Source organism: Streptomyces sp. NPDC030799, from assembly GCF_055572255.1.
On record NZ_JBVIDS010000020.1, the window covers coordinates 61,986 to 78,734 of the forward strand.

At 72.4% G+C, this 16,749-nt stretch carries 13 protein-coding genes and 1 pseudogene; 9 read left to right on the top strand and 5 right to left on the bottom strand.

The genetic code is table 11. From position 1 onward, the window contains the following. Positions 1-102: 102 nt before the first annotated feature. The 3 genes from nhaA to ACZ41I_RS38365 form a co-directional block, all read right to left on the bottom strand. Complete coding sequence (gene nhaA, locus ACZ41I_RS38355) at positions 103-1,545, bottom strand: Na+/H+ antiporter NhaA (RefSeq protein ID WP_399773298.1); 1,443 nt, start codon at positions 1,543-1,545, stop codon at positions 103-105. Between the two features lie 180 nt (positions 1,546-1,725). Beyond that, positions 1,726-3,681, bottom strand: a complete 1,956-nt coding sequence (acs, locus tag ACZ41I_RS38360) for an acetate--CoA ligase (RefSeq protein WP_363215582.1) — start codon at positions 3,679-3,681, stop codon at positions 1,726-1,728. Positions 3,682-3,773: 92 nt separating this feature from the next. Then, positions 3,774-6,140: a SulP family inorganic anion transporter gene (locus ACZ41I_RS38365; RefSeq protein ID WP_468516324.1), complete on the bottom strand. Its 2,367-nt coding sequence runs from the start codon at positions 6,138-6,140 to the stop codon at positions 3,774-3,776. Positions 6,141-6,423: 283 nt separating this feature from the next. Here ACZ41I_RS38365 and ACZ41I_RS38370 point away from each other — a divergent pair, with 283 nt between their 5' ends. Continuing rightward, complete coding sequence (locus ACZ41I_RS38370) at positions 6,424-7,689, top strand: polysaccharide deacetylase family protein (protein WP_468516325.1); 1,266 nt, start codon at positions 6,424-6,426, stop codon at positions 7,687-7,689. Positions 7,690-7,692: 3 nt separating this feature from the next. Here the strand turns inward: ACZ41I_RS38370 and ACZ41I_RS38375 are convergent, their stop codons facing one another. Next, positions 7,693-8,673 carry an ATP-binding protein gene (locus ACZ41I_RS38375; RefSeq protein ID WP_468516326.1) on the bottom strand — a complete coding sequence of 327 codons (981 nt, stop codon included), beginning with the start codon at positions 8,671-8,673 and terminating at the stop codon, positions 7,693-7,695. Positions 8,674-8,774: 101 nt separating this feature from the next. Between ACZ41I_RS38375 and ACZ41I_RS38380 the strand changes: the two genes are divergently transcribed. Continuing rightward, the gene (locus ACZ41I_RS38380; RefSeq protein WP_399773290.1) at positions 8,775-9,599 is read left to right on the top strand and encodes an oxidoreductase; all 825 of its coding nucleotides are present in this window, start codon (positions 8,775-8,777) and stop codon (positions 9,597-9,599) included. Positions 9,600-10,011: 412 nt separating this feature from the next. Here the strand turns inward: ACZ41I_RS38380 and ACZ41I_RS38385 are convergent, their stop codons facing one another. Beyond that, positions 10,012-10,842: an HAD family hydrolase gene (locus tag ACZ41I_RS38385; RefSeq protein ID WP_363215577.1), complete on the bottom strand. Its 831-nt coding sequence runs from the start codon at positions 10,840-10,842 to the stop codon at positions 10,012-10,014. 593 nt (positions 10,843-11,435) lie between these two features. Between ACZ41I_RS38385 and ssd the strand changes: the two genes are divergently transcribed. From ssd to ACZ41I_RS38420, 7 genes and pseudogenes are all read left to right on the top strand, one after another. Continuing rightward, entirely contained in the window at positions 11,436-12,542 is a 1,107-nt protein-coding gene (gene ssd, locus ACZ41I_RS38390; protein ID WP_468516327.1) for a septum site-determining protein Ssd, read from the top strand. Continuing rightward, complete coding sequence (locus ACZ41I_RS38395) at positions 12,539-13,747, top strand: TadA family conjugal transfer-associated ATPase (protein WP_468516328.1); 1,209 nt, start codon at positions 12,539-12,541, stop codon at positions 13,745-13,747. The genes ssd and ACZ41I_RS38395 overlap by 4 nt, the downstream gene beginning before the upstream one ends. A gap of 14 nt (positions 13,748-13,761) precedes the next feature. Continuing rightward, entirely contained in the window at positions 13,762-14,607 is an 846-nt protein-coding gene (locus tag ACZ41I_RS38400; protein WP_468516370.1) for a type II secretion system F family protein, read from the top strand. 210 nt (positions 14,608-14,817) lie between these two features. Continuing rightward, positions 14,818-15,597: a type II secretion system F family protein gene (locus tag ACZ41I_RS38405; RefSeq protein WP_468516329.1), complete on the top strand. Its 780-nt coding sequence runs from the start codon at positions 14,818-14,820 to the stop codon at positions 15,595-15,597. Between the two features lie 85 nt (positions 15,598-15,682). Next, a complete protein-coding gene (locus tag ACZ41I_RS38410) occupies positions 15,683-15,883 on the top strand; it encodes a DUF4244 domain-containing protein (RefSeq protein ID WP_468516330.1) in 201 nt (66 codons plus the stop codon). Beyond that, positions 15,870-16,244 carry a TadE family type IV pilus minor pilin gene (locus ACZ41I_RS38415; RefSeq protein WP_468516331.1) on the top strand — a complete coding sequence of 125 codons (375 nt, stop codon included), beginning with the start codon at positions 15,870-15,872 and terminating at the stop codon, positions 16,242-16,244. Before ACZ41I_RS38410 ends, ACZ41I_RS38415 begins: the two co-directional genes overlap by 14 nt. Then, positions 16,241-16,723: pseudogene (locus ACZ41I_RS38420) on the top strand (Rv3654c family TadE-like protein); the annotation flags it as partial. The gene ACZ41I_RS38415 and the pseudogene ACZ41I_RS38420, both read left to right, overlap by 4 nt. Positions 16,724-16,749: the final 26 nt, after the last annotated feature.

The window sequence follows — 16,749 nt, forward strand, 5'->3', positions numbered from 1 at the left end:
GTGCCGCAGGCGTTCCGTCCGGTACGGCCGCCCCGCCGGCGCGGCCGTCCTGTCCGGCCGTCCTGCATCTGTGGCCGTCTTGTTTTGTACCGTCTCGTCAGATCATGCCGGACGGTCGTCATCATCGCCTGCCCCGCCCGGTACTTCCGCAAGCCCGTGGCGCGCCGCAGCCGCCCGCTCGGCGGCGATCCGCCGGTGTTCGGCGGCCTTGCGCTCGTGGATCCGGGCCATGCGCAGGTGATGAGCGGGGTCGTCCTGCTCGTAGATGTCCGGGATGCCGTCGAGGTCCTCGTCGCGCTCCTCTTCCTCGCACAGCCGCCGGTACTTGGCGTTGCGCATCTTCAGCAGCACCGTCGCACACAGCGCCGCGATCAGCGATCCGGTGAGGACGGCCGCCTTGACCTCGTCGGTGAGGACGGCGTCGCCCGCGAAGGCCAGTTCCCCGATGAGCAGGGAGACGGTGAAGCCGATGCCGGCGAGGGAGGCCACCGCGAAGACATCGGCCCAGGCGAGGTCCTCGCTGAGGGAGGCGCGGGTGAAGCGGACGGTGAGCCAGGTGCCGCCGAAGATCCCGAGTGTCTTGCCGACGACGAGCCCGAGCACCACACCGAGCGTCTCCGGCTTGGTGAACACGTCCCCGAGCGCCCCGCCGGAGACGGTGACCCCGGCGCTGAACAGTGCGAACAGCGGCACGGCGAGCCCCGCGGACAGGGGCCGCGCCAGGTGCTCGATGTGCTCGCCCGGGGAGTGCTGCTCACCCTCGCGGGGGGTGCAGCGCAGCATCAGGCCCATCGCCACGCCGGCGATGGTGGCGTGCACGCCGCTGTTGTACATCAGCGCCCAGATCACCACGGCCAGCGGCACGTACACGTACCAGCCGCGCACGCCCTTGCGCAGCAGCAGCCAGTAGACCACCAGCCCGGCGGCGGCCCCGCCGAGCGCGGCGAAGTTCAGCCGGTCGGTGAAGAAGACGGCGATGATCAGGATGGCGAAGAGGTCGTCGACGACCGCGAGGGTGAGCAGGAAGGCCCGCAGCGAGCTGGGCAGGGAGGTGCCGATGACCGCGAGGACGGCGAGTGCGAAGGCGATGTCGGTGGCGGTGGGCACCGCCCAGCCCTGCGCGGAGCCGTGCCCGGCGAGGCTGGTGAGGGTGTAGACGAGCGCCGGTACGGCCATGCCGCACAGCGCGGCCACCACAGGCAGGACGGCGGCCCTGGGGTCGCGCAGGTCCCCGGCGACCAGCTCGCGCTTCAGCTCGATGCCGGCGACGAAGAAGAACACCGCGAGGAGGCCGTCGGCGGCCCAGTGGGCCACGGACAGGTCGAGGCCGAGCGCGCCGGGGCCGAGGTGGAAGTGGCCGACCGACTCGTAGCTCGCGTGGAGCGCGGGGATGTTCGCCCAGAGCAGCGCCGCCACGGAGGCGAGGAGCAGCAGGACACCGCCGACCGTCTCGGTGCGCAGGGCGTCAGCGACCAGGGCACGCTCGGGCAGGGACAGACGTCCAAGAGCCTTGCGGGGGGTCTTCCGGGTAGGGGGCGCGGCCACGGCGGGGACCTCCGGGTCGGTACGGCGATGATCACGCCGTCACGCGGAATCGCCGACGGCGCCGCCGACCAGACTTCCCGGCACACCCTGAGATCGCCATTTTACTCGATTTTGACGCCAGAGGTTAGTGAGCCGAACGAAAAGGGGTGCCCGGTGCTGCCACCGGGCACCCCTGTCCGCCTAGTCCTCGCTGGGCGCCGAAGGCAACTTCGCCTGGATGAGGTCCATGACCGTGCTGTCGGTCAGGGTGGTCACATCCCCCAGCTGACGGTTCTCGGCCACGTCCCGCAGCAGCCGCCGCATGATCTTCCCGGAACGGGTCTTCGGCAGCTCCGCCACCGGCAGGATCCGCTTGGGCTTGGCGATCGGCCCGAGCGTGGCGCCCACGTGGTCGCGCAGTTCGCCGACGAGTGACTCGGTCTCCGCGGCCGTCCCGCGCAGGATCACGAAGGCGACGATCGCCTGGCCGGTGGTCTCGTCGGCGGCACCGACGACGGCTGCCTCGGCGACCGACGGGTGCGAGACGAGGGCCGACTCCACCTCGGTGGTGGAGATGTTGTGCCCGGACACGAGCATCACGTCGTCCACCCGGCCCAGCAGCCAGATGTCGCCGTCGTCGTCCTTCTTCGCGCCGTCACCGGCGAAGTACTTGCCCTCGAACCGGGACCAGTAGGTGTCGATGAACCGCTGGTCGTCCCCCCAGATGGTGCGCAGCATCGACGGCCACGGCTCGGTCAGCACCAGGTAGCCACCGCCGCCGTCGGGCACCTCGTTCGCCTCGTCGTCGACCACCGTCGCGCTGATGCCGGGCAGCGGGGTCTGCGCGGAGCCGGGCTTGGCCTCGGTGACACCGGGCAGCGGCGAGATCATCATCGCGCCGGTCTCGGTCTGCCACCAGGTGTCCACCACGGGCGTCCGGTCGGCGCCGATGTTCTTGCGGTACCAGATCCATGCCTCGGGGTTGATGGGCTCGCCCACCGAGCCGAGGACGCGCAGGGAGGACAGGTCGAACTTGGCGGGGATGTCGTCACCCCACTTCATGAACGTCCGGATCGCCGTCGGCGCGGTGTAGAGGATCGTGACCTTGTACTTCTGCACGATCTCCCAGAACCGGCCCTGGTGCGGGGTGTCCGGCGTGCCCTCGTACATGACCTGCGTGGCGCCGTTGGCCAGCGGGCCGTACACGATGTACGAGTGGCCGGTGACCCAGCCGACGTCGGCCGTGCACCAGTACACGTCCGTCTCCGGCTTGAGGTCGAAGACCGCCCAGTGGGTGTACGCCGTCTGGGTGAGGTAGCCGCCGGAGGTGTGCAGGATGCCCTTCGGCTTACCGGTGGTGCCCGAGGTGTAAAGGATGAACAGCGGGTGTTCGGCCTCGAACGCCTCCGGGGTGTGCTCGGCGGACTGCCGGTCCACCAGCTCGTGCCACCAGACGTCCCGCTCGCCGTTCCATGCCACGTCCTGCCCGGTACGCCGCACCACCAGCACGTGCTCGACGTTGTCGACCTTCCCGATCGCCTCGTCCACGGCGGGCTTGAGCGCGGACGGCTTGCCCCGCCGGTATCCGCCGTCTGAGGTGATGACGACCTTGGCGTCCGCGTCCTGGATCCGGGTCGCGAGCGCGTCCGCCGAGAAGCCGCCGAAGACCACCGAGTGCGCGGCGCCGATCCGGGCCGAGGCCAGCATCGCGATGGCCGTCTCCGGGATCATCGGCATGTAGATGGCGACCCGGTCGCCCTTGCGAACACCCAGCTCCAGCAGGGCGTTGGCCGCCTTGGAGACCTCGTCCTTCAGCTCGGCGTAGGTGATCGAGCGGCTGTCGCCGGGCTCACCCTCGAAGTGGATGGCGACCCGGTCCCCGTGCCCTGCCTCCACATGGCGGTCCACGCAGTTGTAGGCGACGTTCAGCTCGCCGTCCTTGAACCACTTGGCGAACGGCGGGTTCGACCAGTCCAGCGTCTCGGTCGGTTCCTTGGCCCAGGTCAGCCGGCGGGCCTGCTCGGCCCAGAAGCCGAGCCTGTCAGCCTTGGCCTGTGCATACGCCTCCGCGGTGACGTTGGCATGCGCGGCCAGGTCGGCGGGGGGCGCGAACCTGCGTTCTTCCTTGAGCAGGTTGGCCAGGCTTTCGTTGCTCACGACATCTCCCTCTCGAAGGGTGTCCGTTGTGTCCCAGGCCACAGCTCATCAGACACGGGGGTCCGATGACAAGGGTCGACGGGAAAATTGGTTTAGACCTGTCGGGGCGCACTCTCACACGCCGTACTCTCTGCCTTCTTTGCGGACACCCCTCCCGTGACACTTCCCGTGACCTCCTCGAACACCTCGCCCTCCTCGGTCTGCGCGAGCAGATACGCCTGGGCCTCGCCCACGTGGAAGTACATCCCGTGCAGCTCCAGCTCGCCCCTGGCCAGCGCCCGGGCCACCGGGCCGTGCGCCCGCAGGTGCTCCAGCTGCTGGACCACGTTGATCAGGCACAGCTGCTCCACCGCGTCCACCGGCGCCCGCCCGGCGAGCCGGGGAAGGGCACGGCGGTCGCCGGCCATCCGCGCCAGGCTCGGCCGCCCGTGCCGCAGCCAGCGCCGCAGCGAGGTGTCGGGGGCGTCGCCGCCTGTGTCGCGCGGGGCCGTCAGCGCCTGCATCGCTCCGCAGCCGGAGTGCCCGCACACGGTGATGGAGCGCACGCCGAGCACGTCCACCGCGTACTCGACGGCGGCCGCCACCGAGTCGTCACCGTGCTCCTCGCCCGGTGGCGGCACCAGGTTGCCGACGTTGCGGACGACGAACAGGTCGCCGGGACCACTGGCGGTGATCATCGACGTGACGAGCCGGGAGTCGGCGCAGGTGAGGAAGAGCTGCGCGGGTTGCTGGCCCTCCCGGGCGAGCCGCGCCAGCTCTCCTCGTACCAGCGGCGCGGTATTGCGCTGGAACGAGCTGATCCCCCGGGCCAGTTCCCGGCCCGGCTCCCGGCCCGCCGGAGCGGCGACGGCTTCCGGGAAGCAGAACTGGTGGTTGCGCCAGGGCGTCCAGGGCCGGCACCGGCACCCGGCGGAAGGGATCGGCCCGGCGGTCCGGATTCCGCCGCGCCGGCCCGACAGCTCGGCCGTACCGCCCCGCGCGATGTGGGCGCTGCGCCAGTCCTGCAGTGACTCGTACGCCGCGTGATCCATGAACGACCCGTCCAACTCCACGACGGCGTGGGCGCCCTGGGATACGAGATGCAGGGCTCGGCTGAGCCGGGGCACCGCGAGGAATGTCAGCTGACCTCGGACATGTACGTGATGGACTCCTTCCTTCTCTTCGTGGGTGATGCGGGTGCGGCCGAGGCGATTGAGGGCGAGGGCGACGGCCATGGCGACTCCGAGGAGCACGCCCTGGAGGACGCCGAGGAGCACCACGCCGAGTGTGGTCGCGGCGTAGACCGGCACTTCTCGGTGGCGCGTCACCGTGCGGATGTGGTGCAGGGACACCATCTGGATACCGACGGCCATGACCAGGGCGGCGAGGGAGGCGAGCGGGATCTCCTCCAGTGCCGGGACCATCAGCAGCGCGGCGACTACTACGAGAACGCCGTGCAGCATCGTGGAGTTCCGGCTCACGGCACCTGAATTCACATTCGCGGTGCTGCGCACGGCCACGCCGGCGACCGGCAGTCCGCCGAGCGCCCCGGAGACGATGTTGGCGGCACCCTGGCCCAGCAGCTCACGGTCGAGGTCGGAGCGCCCGACCCGGGGGAGGGGGCCGGGGCGGCCCGCGACCAGTTTGTCCACGGCCACCGCGCCGAGCAGCGACTGCACGCTGCACACCAGGGTGGTGGTGAGCACGGCCGCGGCGAGGCCGAGTGCCGGCCCCTCGGGCAGTCCGGCCAGGGCGTGGCTGCGCCAGGACGGCAGGTCCACACGGGGCAGGGTGAGTCCGGTCGCCGTCGCCGTGGCGGTGGACCCGGCGACGGCGACGAGGGCGGCCGGCACGCCCCGGAGCAGTCGGCCGGCGCGGCCGGGCAGGCGGGGCCAGACCAGCAGCAGGGCGAGCGTCAGCGCGCTCATCGAGACGGCGGCCGGGTGCAGATGGGCCAACTGGGCGGGCAGTGCACGCAGGTTGGCGAGGACGGAGCTGTCCGGGCTGCCGCCGAGGACGATGTGCAGCTGGGCGACGGCGATGGTGATGCCGATGCCGGCGAGCATGCCGTGCACCACGGCCGGGCTGACCGCGAGCGCGCCGCGCGCCACCCGCAGACAGCCGAGACCGAGCTGGGCGAATCCGGCGAGGACGGTGATGGCGCAGGTCGTCCGCCAGCCGTAGCGGTGAATCAAGTCGGCGGTGACCACGGTGAGTCCGGCGGCGGGACCGCTGACCTGGAGCGGGCAGCCGCCGAGCCGGCCGGCGACGACGCCGCCCACGGCGGCGGCCACGAGACCGGCTTGGAGCGGAGCGCCGGTGGCCAGGGCGATGCCGAGGGACAGGGGCAGGGCGATCAGGAAGACCGCGAGGGACGCGGACACATCGGCGCCCGCCACGGGCAAGCGGCGCCGACGGCCCGGCGAGGGGCTGTGCGATGCGTGCGGCTGCGGGGTGTGCGGGGGTGCGCAGGCTGGCATGGTCCCGTCTCCTCCGGGCTGGCAGGGTCACGGACTTGGGCGGGATGGATCACCATCGGTAAATGAACCGTAATGAAAAGTAAAGACAAGGCATAACTTCTCGGGGCAAATGGGGTAAAGCATCGCTCGCCGGAGTGAATTAATCATTTGATCGGCTTGTCGTACTAATTCCTTCTCGGTCCCGTGCGACCTTGGCGGCGCTGCCGGAGGACAAGCCCGGCATCTCACGAGAAAACGGCCCTCGTCAGCGTGTGTCCGAGAGAAGGAAGAAGGTGGGCGGAACATGGCCGCCACCCAGAGGATCGCCGTCGGCGCCATGGTCGCCGCGGCCTGTGCCTCGTCACTCGCCGGTTGCGCGACCGGCTCCAACGGTTCGAAGGAAGGGGCGTCCGGCCCGCAGGAGGGGGCCGCGGCCCCCGAGAGCGTGTTCCGGCTGATCGGGGACGGATCCACCGCGTACACCGGCGCGCAGCCGCATCTGCCGAGACCCGAGCGGCTGAAGTCCGGTCAGAAACCGCCCCAGTTCGTCGTGTTCTCCTGGGACGGCGCGGGCGAGGACAGCCAGAAGCTGTTCTCGCACTTCCGTAAGGTCGCCAAGGACAACCACGCGACCATGACGTTCTTCCTCAGCGGCGTGTACCTGCTGCCGGAGGAGAAGCGGGACCTGTACAAGCCTCCCCAGCATTCGCCGGGCAGCTCCGACATCGGCTTCAACGACGAGAAGGGGATCGCCGACACCGTCAAGCAGGCGCGGCTGGCCTGGCTGGAGGGCAACGAGATCGGCACGCACTTCAACGGCCACTTCTGCGGGCCGGACGGCGGGGTCGGCACCTGGTCGGTGGACGAGTGGAAGAGCGAGATCGCCCAGGCCAAGCAGTTTGTGAAGGCCTGGAAGACCAACAGCGGCCTGAAGAAGTCGGCCCCGCTGCCCTTCGATTACGAGAAGGAGCTGATCGGCGCCCGCACCCCCTGCCTGGAGGGTCAGCAGAACTTCATGAAGGCAGCCCGCCAGTTGGGCCTCCGCTATGACTCCAGCGGGGTCAACAACCAGGTCTGGCCCAAGAAGAAGGAAGGGCTGTGGGACGTGTCCATGCAGCTGGTGCCCTTCCCCGGGCACACCTATGAGCAGCTGACCATGGACTACAACTTCATGGTCAACCAGTCCGGCACCGAGACCCAGGGCGACCCGGACCAGTTCGACTACTGGGGCGACCAGATGCGCGACGGCCTCATCAAGGGCTTCTACCGGGCCTACGACGGCAACCGCGCGCCGCTGATCATCGGCAACCACTTCGAGTCCTGGAACGGCGGCACGTACATGCGCGCCGTCGAGGACACGGTGAAGGAGGTATGCAACAAGCCCGACGTGCGCTGTGTGTCCTTCCGCCAGCTGGTCGACTGGCTGGACGCCCAGGACCCGAAGACCCTGGAGAAGCTGCGCACCCTGAAGGTCGGCGAGGCTCCCAAGCAGGGCTGGGCGTCCTTCCTGTCCGGCCGCCCGGCCCCGGCGCCCAAGGGCGTGCCCGGGGCGCCGGCGGTCAAGCAGTAGGCGCTAAGCGGGAGTCGCCACGCTCTCGCCGAGCACGAAGGCGGGGTCGACCTGCGCCGCCAGGTCGGCCCCGGTGCGCTCGTTGCCCCACGCCTCGGCGTTCTTCAGGTGGAAGTGCACCATCTGGCGGGTGTAGCGCTCCCAGTCCCGCAGCTCGTACGTGGCGTCCGCGGTCGCCCGCAGGGTGTGCAGGGCCCGGGCGTTGGCCTCCTCCAGGAGGTCGAACCGCGGCGGGCGGCCCTTCTCCATGGCGCGCACCCAGTCCGAGCGCCCGACCGTCACGAGCAGGTCGTCCCCGACCTCCGCGCGCAGGAAGTCGATGTCGTCCGGGTCCTGGATCTTGTTGCCGACGACCTTCAGGGCGACGCCGAAGTCGCGGGCGTACTCCTTGTACTGGCGGTAGACGGAGACCCCCTTCCGGGTCGGCTCGGCGACGAGGAACGTCATGTCGAAGCGGGTGAACATGCCGGAGGCGAAGGAGTCCGAACCCGCCGTCATGTCGACCACGACGTACTCGTCGGGGCCGTCGACGAGGTGGTTCAGGAACAGCTCCACCGCTCCCGTCTTGGAGTGGTAGCAGGCGACCCCCAGGTCGGCGTCCGTGAAGGGGCCGGTGACCATCAAACGGACGGCGCCGCCGTCGAGTTCCACCGGGCGCGCACAGGCGTCGTAGACCGGATTCGGCTCCCGCACCCGGACCAGCCGCGAGCCCTCGCCGGGCGGAGTGGTCTTGATCATCGTGGCGGCGGAGGGGATCCGCGGGTTGGAGCCGCGCAGGTAGTCCTTGATCAGCGGCAGCCGTTCCCCCATGGCGGGCAGCGCGGCGGCCTCCCTCTCGTCGAGGCCGAGCGCGGGCCCGAGGTGCTGGTTGATGTCGGCGTCGATGGCGACCACCGGGGCGCCGGCGGCCACCAGGTGGCGGATGAAGAGGGAGGAAAGCGTGGTCTTGCCACTGCCGCCCTTCCCGACGAAAGCAATTTTCATGTTCACCAACAGTAGTCAGGTGATAGCTGTATGTGGCAGGCGGAAGTGAAGAAGACCACTCCTTCGAGGGGTCGGCCGATGGGGTGCGTAGGGTCGTACTCATGAGTACGACAGGCGCGAACGCCGACCCGCTCGCGGCCCTGGGCTCGCTGCCCGGTGTGGCCGACTCCGTGGAGTCCGTGCGCAAGGCCGTGGACCGGGTCTACGGACACCGGATCATGCGGCGCCGCAGCACCGAGATCACCTCCGAGGCGGCCCTGCGCGCCGCCCGCGGCTCCGCCGCGCTCTCCGGCGCCGACTGGGCCCTGGAGGAGGTGCGGCGACGCACCGACTTCGGCGCCGACGCCGAGGCGCGGGTCATGGGCGCGGCCCTCAGGCTGTCGGCGGAGGCCGGGCAGCTGCTGTCCATCTGGCGGCAGTCGCCCCTGCGGGTGCTGGCCCGGCTGCACCTGGTGGCCGCGGCGAGCCAGGGCGACGAGGTCGGCCGGCCGCGCCAGGCGGGCGAGACGGTGGACGAGCCGCTGGTCGAGTTGCCGCTGCCGGACGTCCGGGAGGTCTCCGGCCGGCTGGAGGGGCTCGCGGACCTGATCATCAAGGGGACGTCCGCGCCCGCGCTGGTGACCGCGGCCGTGGTGCACGGCGAGCTGCTCGCGCTACGGCCCTTCGTGTCCCACAACGGCCTGGTCGCGCGCGCGGCCGAGCGGATCGTGCTGATCGGCAGCGGCCTGGACCCGAAGGCGATCTGTCCGGCCGAGGTCGGCCACGCCGAGCTGGGCCGCGCCGCCTATCTGGCGGCGCTGGACGGCTATGTCTCCGGCACCCCGGAGGGCATGGCGGCCTGGATCGCGCACTGCGGCAGGGCGGTCGAGCTGGGGGCGCGCGAGTCGACGGCGGTGTGCGAGGCGCTGCAGCGCGGCGCGGCCTGAGAGGGCTTCCCGGAACTGCCCCGGACATGGGTTGCGGCGGTACGAATGCTCGTACCGCCGCTGGCATGCTCACCGGGTTACCAAGCGTCCTCGATATGTGCCCATCAGGTCGGGGACTTTGCCCGTCACCTGGTGCGGCTGGCCCGTAATCGACGGGTCGACGTCGCGTGGGTGCCCGATGTCCATGCGGGGTCCGTGGGCCAAGTGCGTAGTGTCAGGGGATCCTCTCGGATGTCCTTTGGTCTCGCGGGCCTAAGGCCTTTGTACCGCGAGCCGCAGGGAAGCGGAAGCCCTGCCTGCTGTTCTTTACTTTCAGGCTCGAACAAGGGCGAAACGGGCGCTGCTCCGGTGCTGGTCCGGCTGAGGCGCCGCTCCGGCTGAGGCGCCGCTTCCGCTGAGGCGCTGGGCCGGCTCAGACGGTGCTCCGGCGTCGGCTGGCGTACCAGACGAGGCCCGCGGTCGCGGCCGCCGCTCCTACGGCCGCCGCCGCGACCAGCGCGGGGCGGGGCGGTACGGAGAACGTGGGCAGCCTCTTCTTGAGCGGAACCGGCCGGCGGAACTCCAGGACCGGCCACCCCCGTGCGAGTGCCTCGCGGCGCAGCGCGCGGTCCGGGTTCACCGCGTGCGGATGCCCGACCTCCTGGAGCATGGGCAGATCGGTCGCTGAATCGCTGTAGGCGTAGCAGCGGTCGAGGTCGTAGCCCTCGGACGCGGCCAGTTCCCGGATCGCCTCGGCCTTGGTCGGGCCGTAGGCGTAGTACTCCACCTCCCCGGTGAAGCAGCCGTCCTCGCCGACGACCATGCGCGTCGCCACCACCCGGTCGGCACCGAGCAGCTCGCCGACGGGCTCCACCACCTCGGCGCCCGAGGTCGACACGATCACCACGTCCCGCCCCGCCGCGTGGTGCTCCTCGATGAGGGAGGCGGCCTCGTCGTAGATGATCGGGTCGATGAGGTCGTGCAGGGTCTCGGCGACGATCTCCCGGACCTGCTGCACGTTCCAGCCGCGGCACATGGCGGACAGATACTCGCGCATGCGCTCCATCTGGTCGTGGTCCAGGCCGCCGACCAGGAAGACGAACTGGGCATATGCGGTGCGCAGCGCGGCCCTGCGGTTGATCAGCCCGCCTTGGTAGAAGGACTTGCTGAAGGTGAGCGTGCTCGACTTCGCAATGACCGTCTTGTCCAGGTCAAAGAAGGCCGCTGCGCGGGGCAAGGAGTGGTTTTCCACGACCCTGAGCATAGGCGCAGCCCATTCGGCGTAAGGTGGGCGTGTGGGTTTGCCTGAGAGGGCTCTCGGGTACACCATGGAAGTCACGGATCGTTCGCGACCGTGCTAACCCGGTCCGGCTCCTCCCCCCCCGAGTCGGCCGTGGAGACGACCCCCGCTCTCCCCCCCGGCGGGGGTCGTCGCATGTCCGGACGGGTTTCCCCCCTCCTCCCCTGCTTTCCGCGCGACCGCGGCCCAGGCGCCATGCCACCGTGGCGGCCGCTTCAGCGCGCCCGTGATCCGTCACCCGTTGTAATCGTCGCGCTGCGCTGCGGAAGGCGCACGGGCAACAGTACGGACGTCACCGGTATGGGTGATGGCGATATTCACAGCCTGCGAGTTGTCCACAGTTTTCCAACAAGATCCACTTTATTTCGCGGATCGCTGCACCGTGATTCCCACGCGCTCGGGCCATGGCGAGTTGGTGGCCGGTTCCGATTGCCGGAGCGTGTATGGCCGGTTACCGCCGGCCGCTCATATGGGGGACCGCTTTCCGGTTCTTCACACCTTTGGGAATCGCGTGGCCGCAGGGGCTGCGCGGCCCATGCAGCGAAGGGGGAACGCACGTGACCGCTGCCGTCACCCACGACCCGCCGCCCGGCGCCGGAGACCGGCCGGGCCGGCCGCTCATCGTCACCGAGGACGCCGCAATCCTGGACGACCTGCTGCGCCTGTGCGCGGCCGCCGGCGCCACACCCGAGGTCCACCACGGCGTGCCCGAACACGGCGGTGGCTGGGAAACGGCCCCGCTGGTGCTCGTCGGCGACGACGCCGCACGCCGGCTGGGCAGCGCCACACGCCGGCGCGGAGTCGTGCTGGTCGGCCGTGACCAGGACGACCCCGGGGTGTGGAAACGCGCCGTCGAGATCGGCGCCGATCACGTCCTGATGCTGCCCGACGGCGAGCAGTGGCTGGTCGACCGGATCGCCGACGTCGCCGAGGGAGTCGGCCGCCCGGCCCTCACCGTCGGGGTGATCGGCGGCCGCGGCGGGGCCGGCGCCTCCACCCTCGCGTGCGCGCTCGCCGTCACCTCCGCGCGTGAGGGCCTGCGCACCCTCCTTGTGGACGCCGATCCGCTCGGCGGTGGACTCGACGTACTCCTCGGCGGCGAGAGCACCGACGGACTGCGCTGGCCCGCCTTCGCCGCCTCCCGCGGCCGGGTCGGCGGCGGCGCCCTGGAGGAGTCGCTGCCCGAACTGCACTCCCTGCGGGTGCTGAGCTGGGACCGCGGCGACTGCGTCGCCATTCCGCCGCAGGCGGTGCGCGCGGTGCTCGCCGCCGCCCGGCGGCGCGGCGGCACGGTCGTGGTGGACCTGCCCCGCCGCCTCGACGACGGGGTCGCCGAAGTCCTCGCCCAGCTCGACATGGCACTGCTCGTCGTCCCCGCCGAACTGCGCGCGGTCGCGGCCGCCGGGCGGGTCGCCTCCGCTGTCGGCATGGTCGTGCGCGACCTGCGCGTGGCGGTGCGCGGGCCGTACGCACCGGGCCTGGACGACCAGGAGGTGGCCCGCCTGCTCGGCCTGCCGCTGGCCGGCGAGGTCCCGGTCGAACCGCCGTTGCTGCATCCACGGGGCGGCGCGAAACCGCCGGGCGCGGCCGCACGCGGCCCGCTCGCCCGCTTCTGCGTGAACTTCTGGGAGCGGACGCTGGTCGAGGCGGGGGGACCGCGATGACCCACCCAGCACTCGACCGCGCGGACGGCGCCGCCCTGCTTGACGGCGTACGGCGCCGACTGGCCGAAAGCGGCGCCGAACCCACCCCCGCGCGCGTGGCACAGGCCCTGCGCGAACAGGGCCGGGTGCTCGGCGACGCCGAGGTCCTCGGCGCGGCCCGGCAACTGAGGTCCGAACTCGTCGGCAGCGGCCCCCTGGAGCCGTTGCTCGCCGACCCGGACGTCACCGACGTCCTCGTGTCCGCCCCGGACCGGGTGTGGGTCGACCGCGGCGGCGGACTGGAGCTGACCTCGGTGACCTTCCCCGACGCGGCGGCCGTACGGCGCCTCGCACAGCGGCTGGCCGCCGTGGCCGGACGCCGGCTGGACGACGCCCGGCCGTGGGCGGACGCCCGGCTGCCCGACGGGACCCGGCTGCACGCGGTGCTGCCCCCGGTCGCCGTCGGCTGCACCTGCCTCGCCCTCAGGGTCGTACGGCCCCGGGCCTTCACGCTGGAGGAACTGGTCGAGGCCGGCACCGTACCGCCCGGCGGCGACCGGGTCCTGCGGGCCCTGCTGGCGGCCCGGCTGTCCTTTCTGGTCAGCGGCGGCACCGGAAGCGGTAAGACGACCCTGCTCAGCGCCCTGCTGGGCCTGGTCGGCGCGGGCGAGCGGATCGTGCTCGCCGAGGACTCGGCCGAGCTGCGACCAGACCATCCGCACGTCGTCCGGCTGGAGACCCGGCCCGCCAACCAGGAGGGTGCCGGCCTGGTCACCCTGGAGGACCTCGTCCGGCAGGCGCTGCGGATGCGGCCCGACCGGCTCGTCGTCGGCGAGGTCCGCGGTCCGGAGGTCGTGCATCTGCTCGCGGCTCTCAACACGGGCCACGAGGGCGGCTGTTGCACGATCCACGCCAACGCCGCCGCGGATGTGCCGGCCCGCATGGAGGCACTGGCCACGGCCGCGGGGCTGGACCGGGCCGCGCTGCACAGCCAGCTGGCGGCCGCGCTCTCCGTGGTCCTGCACCTGGTGCGGGACCGGTCCGGGCGGCGCCGGATCGCCGAGGTGCACGTGCTGGAGCGGGACGCCACCGGGCTGGTCCACACGGTGCCGGCGCTGCGTTGGGGCGAGCGGGCCTTCCAGCGGGAGCGGGGCTGGGAGCGGCTGCGGCACCTCCTGGGCGCGGCCGGGGAGTGCGGGGACGACGGAGAGAGGTGGCGGAAGTGATCGGTGGCACGTCGATGGGGGCCGCGCTGATCTGTCTCGGCGCGCTGGCCTGGCTGCTGGGCGGACGGCACCACGGGATGCGGCGGGCGCGGCTGCTGCTCGCCGGCGGGGGAGTGGTGGCGACCGGTCCGCCCGCCTGGGACCAGACCCTCGCGGAACTGCGGCGGCTGCGCGGCCGGTTGGGCGCCGAGTGGTGGGCGCTCGCGGCCGGCCTGCTGCTCGGGCTGCTGGGGGCCTCGCCGATTCCGGTGGTCGCGGGGGCGGCCGGAGTCCCGGTGCTGCGCCGGGTACGGCTGGCCCGCCAGGCCCGGCGCGTCCGGGAGCGGCGGGCGGACACGGTGATCGCCCTGTGCGGCGCCCTCGCCGGTGAAGTGCGTGCCGGACGGCAGCCGGGCGACGCGCTGCTGCGGGCCGCGCGGGACTCCGGCGGGCTCGACGAGGCGCAGGCGGCCGTGGTCGCGGCGGCGCGGTTCGGCGGGGACGTGCCCGGCGCGCTCGCCGCGGCGGCCCGGCAGCCGGGCGCGGAGGGCCTGCTCGGGCTGGCCGCGTGCTGGCGGGTGGCCGTGGACCAGGGCGCAGGACTCGCGCAGGGCCTGGACCGGCTGGACGCGGCCCTGCGGGCGGAGCGGGACCAAAACGCCGATCTCCGAGCACAGTTGGCGGGCGCTCGGGCGACCGCCGTGCTGCTCGCCGTACTGCCCGCCCTCGGCCTGCTCCTCGGCACGGCCATGGGCGCGGACCCGCTCCGCGTGCTCCTGCACACCGGAGCCGGCCTCGGCTGCCTGGCGACCGGATCGGCGTTCGAGGCAGCCGGGCTGTGGTGGGCCGTGCGGATCGTGCGGGGAGCGGAGGCGGCGTGAGCGGGCGCGCGGGTGAGGGCGTGCGGGCAGTGACCCGAGACGAGCGGGGCAGGGCGGGAGGCGGACGCGACGTGCAGGGGGAGAGCGGCATGCGGACACGACGTGCAGCGCGGCTTGCCGGAAGTGGCCGGCGATGAGCGGGGGAGCGGTGTGGGCAGCGCGGTGTGCGGTGGCGCGCGCGGTCCGGCAGGCGGGGGGAGAGCGGGCGGCATGAGCGGGGAAGTTGTCCACAGGCTGGGGACGGTCGGGGTCGCGGCGCTGGTCCTTGGCTGGACGGTTCGGCGGTTGGATCTGGTCCGGCGGCGGCGTCGGGCGCGGCGTCGGGTGGCGGAGCTGCTGGGCCGGGAAGTCCCGGTCACCGGACGGCGGTTCGCATCGGCGGACGCGGTACGGCGGTGGCTGCCGCCGGCCGCAGCGGCATGCGGGGCGTGGGTTCTGGTCGGCGGTGTGACCGGGGCCGCGCTGGGCCTGGGGGCCGGTGTCGTGCTGTGGCGATGGCGTGGCCGCCAGTTGGCGGCCGACCGGGCGGCGCCGGTCGACACCGCCGCAGCCACGCGCCAACTCCCCCTCACCGCCGACCTGCTGGCCGCCTGCATTGCGGCCGGTGCCGGGCCGGTGGTGGCCGCCCAGGCGGTGGGGGAGGCGCTCGGCGGGCCTGTCGGGGAGGCGCTGGCGCGGGGCGCGGCGGAGGTACGGCTCGGCGGTGAACCCGCCGACGCCTGGCGCCGGTTGGCCCAGCTGCCCGGCGCCGCGGCCCTGGCCCGGTTGCTGCAGCGGGCCGACGAGTCCGGGCTTCCGGCGGCCGGCCCGGCCGCCCGCCTCGCCTCCGACGCACGCGCGCAGTGGGCCCGCACCGTGACGGCCCGTGCCCGGCGCGCGGCCGTACTGATCTCCGCGCCGGTGGGCCTGTGCTTCCTCCCCGCCTTCATCGCGGTCGGTGTGCTGCCCGTCGTGATCGGCCTGGCGGGCGGGGTGACGGGAGGCAGGTGAGGCGCACGAGGACGAACGAGCCCGAGCAGACGCACACAAGCACAGAAGCACAGAAGCAACAGACCTGAACCTCATGGGGGTTGGAATGAACAAGAAGATCAGGGCAGCGGCGGTACGGCTGCGGGGGAAGTGCCGCGCGGACGCCGGAATGGTGACGTCCGAGTACGCGATGGGGATCATCGCGGCCGTCGGGTTCGCGTTGCTGCTCTACGAGGCCGTCACCAGCGGCCAGGTCCGCACGGAGCTGCAGGACATCGTGAAGAAGGCCCTCAGTGCGCGGATGTGAGCGGGGCGCGGACCGGGGGTTCGTGACCGCGGAGGCGGCCGTGGTGCTCTGCGTACTGGTGGCGTTCACCATGGCGCTGGTCTGGGGGCTGCTCGTGGTGGCCGCACAGATCCAGTGCGTGGACGCCGCCCGCGTGGGCGCCAGGGCCGCCGCCCGGCAGGATCCGGCGGACGCGGTGGAGACGGTGACCCGGCAGGCCGCGCCCCGCGGGGCGCGGGTGTGGGTCGGGCGCGAGGGCGACCAGGTCCGGGTGACGGTGGTGGCCAGACCGCCGGTGCTGAGCGGCCTGCCGTTCGAGGTGCGCGAGGAGGCCGTCGCGCCGGCCGAGGACACCGCGGGGGCCGGGGAGGCGGGGCCATGAGGCTGGGTGCGGTCGGGGGAGGTGCGGCGAGCAGGGGCGCGGCGAGGGGAGGTGCGGCGAGGAAGGGCGCGGCGAGAAGCGCGGCGCGGGACCGGAAGAAATCCGGCTGGCAGGATTCCGGCTGGCAGGACTCCGACGGGCAGGACTCCGACGGGCACAACTCCGACCGGCAGAACTCCGACCGTGGTTCCGCCACCGTGTGGAGTCTGGGGGCGGTTGCCGTGCTGTGCGCGGTGTTCGGCGCCGTACTCGCGCTCGGACAGGCCGTCGTGGTCCGGCACCGGGCGGCCGGCGGCGCTGATCTGGCGGCCCTCGCGGCGGCGGCCCACTGGACGGAGGGCGGTGCGGCGGCCTGCGCGCGGGCGGAGAAGCTGGCGGCGGCCGAGGGGGTGCGGCTGGTCCGGTGCGCGATCGTCGGCGAGACCTCGGACGTGACAGCGGCCGCGGGAAGAGGACCGTTCGCGGCCGAGGTCAGGGCCAGAGCCGGGCCTGCGGGACCGGCACC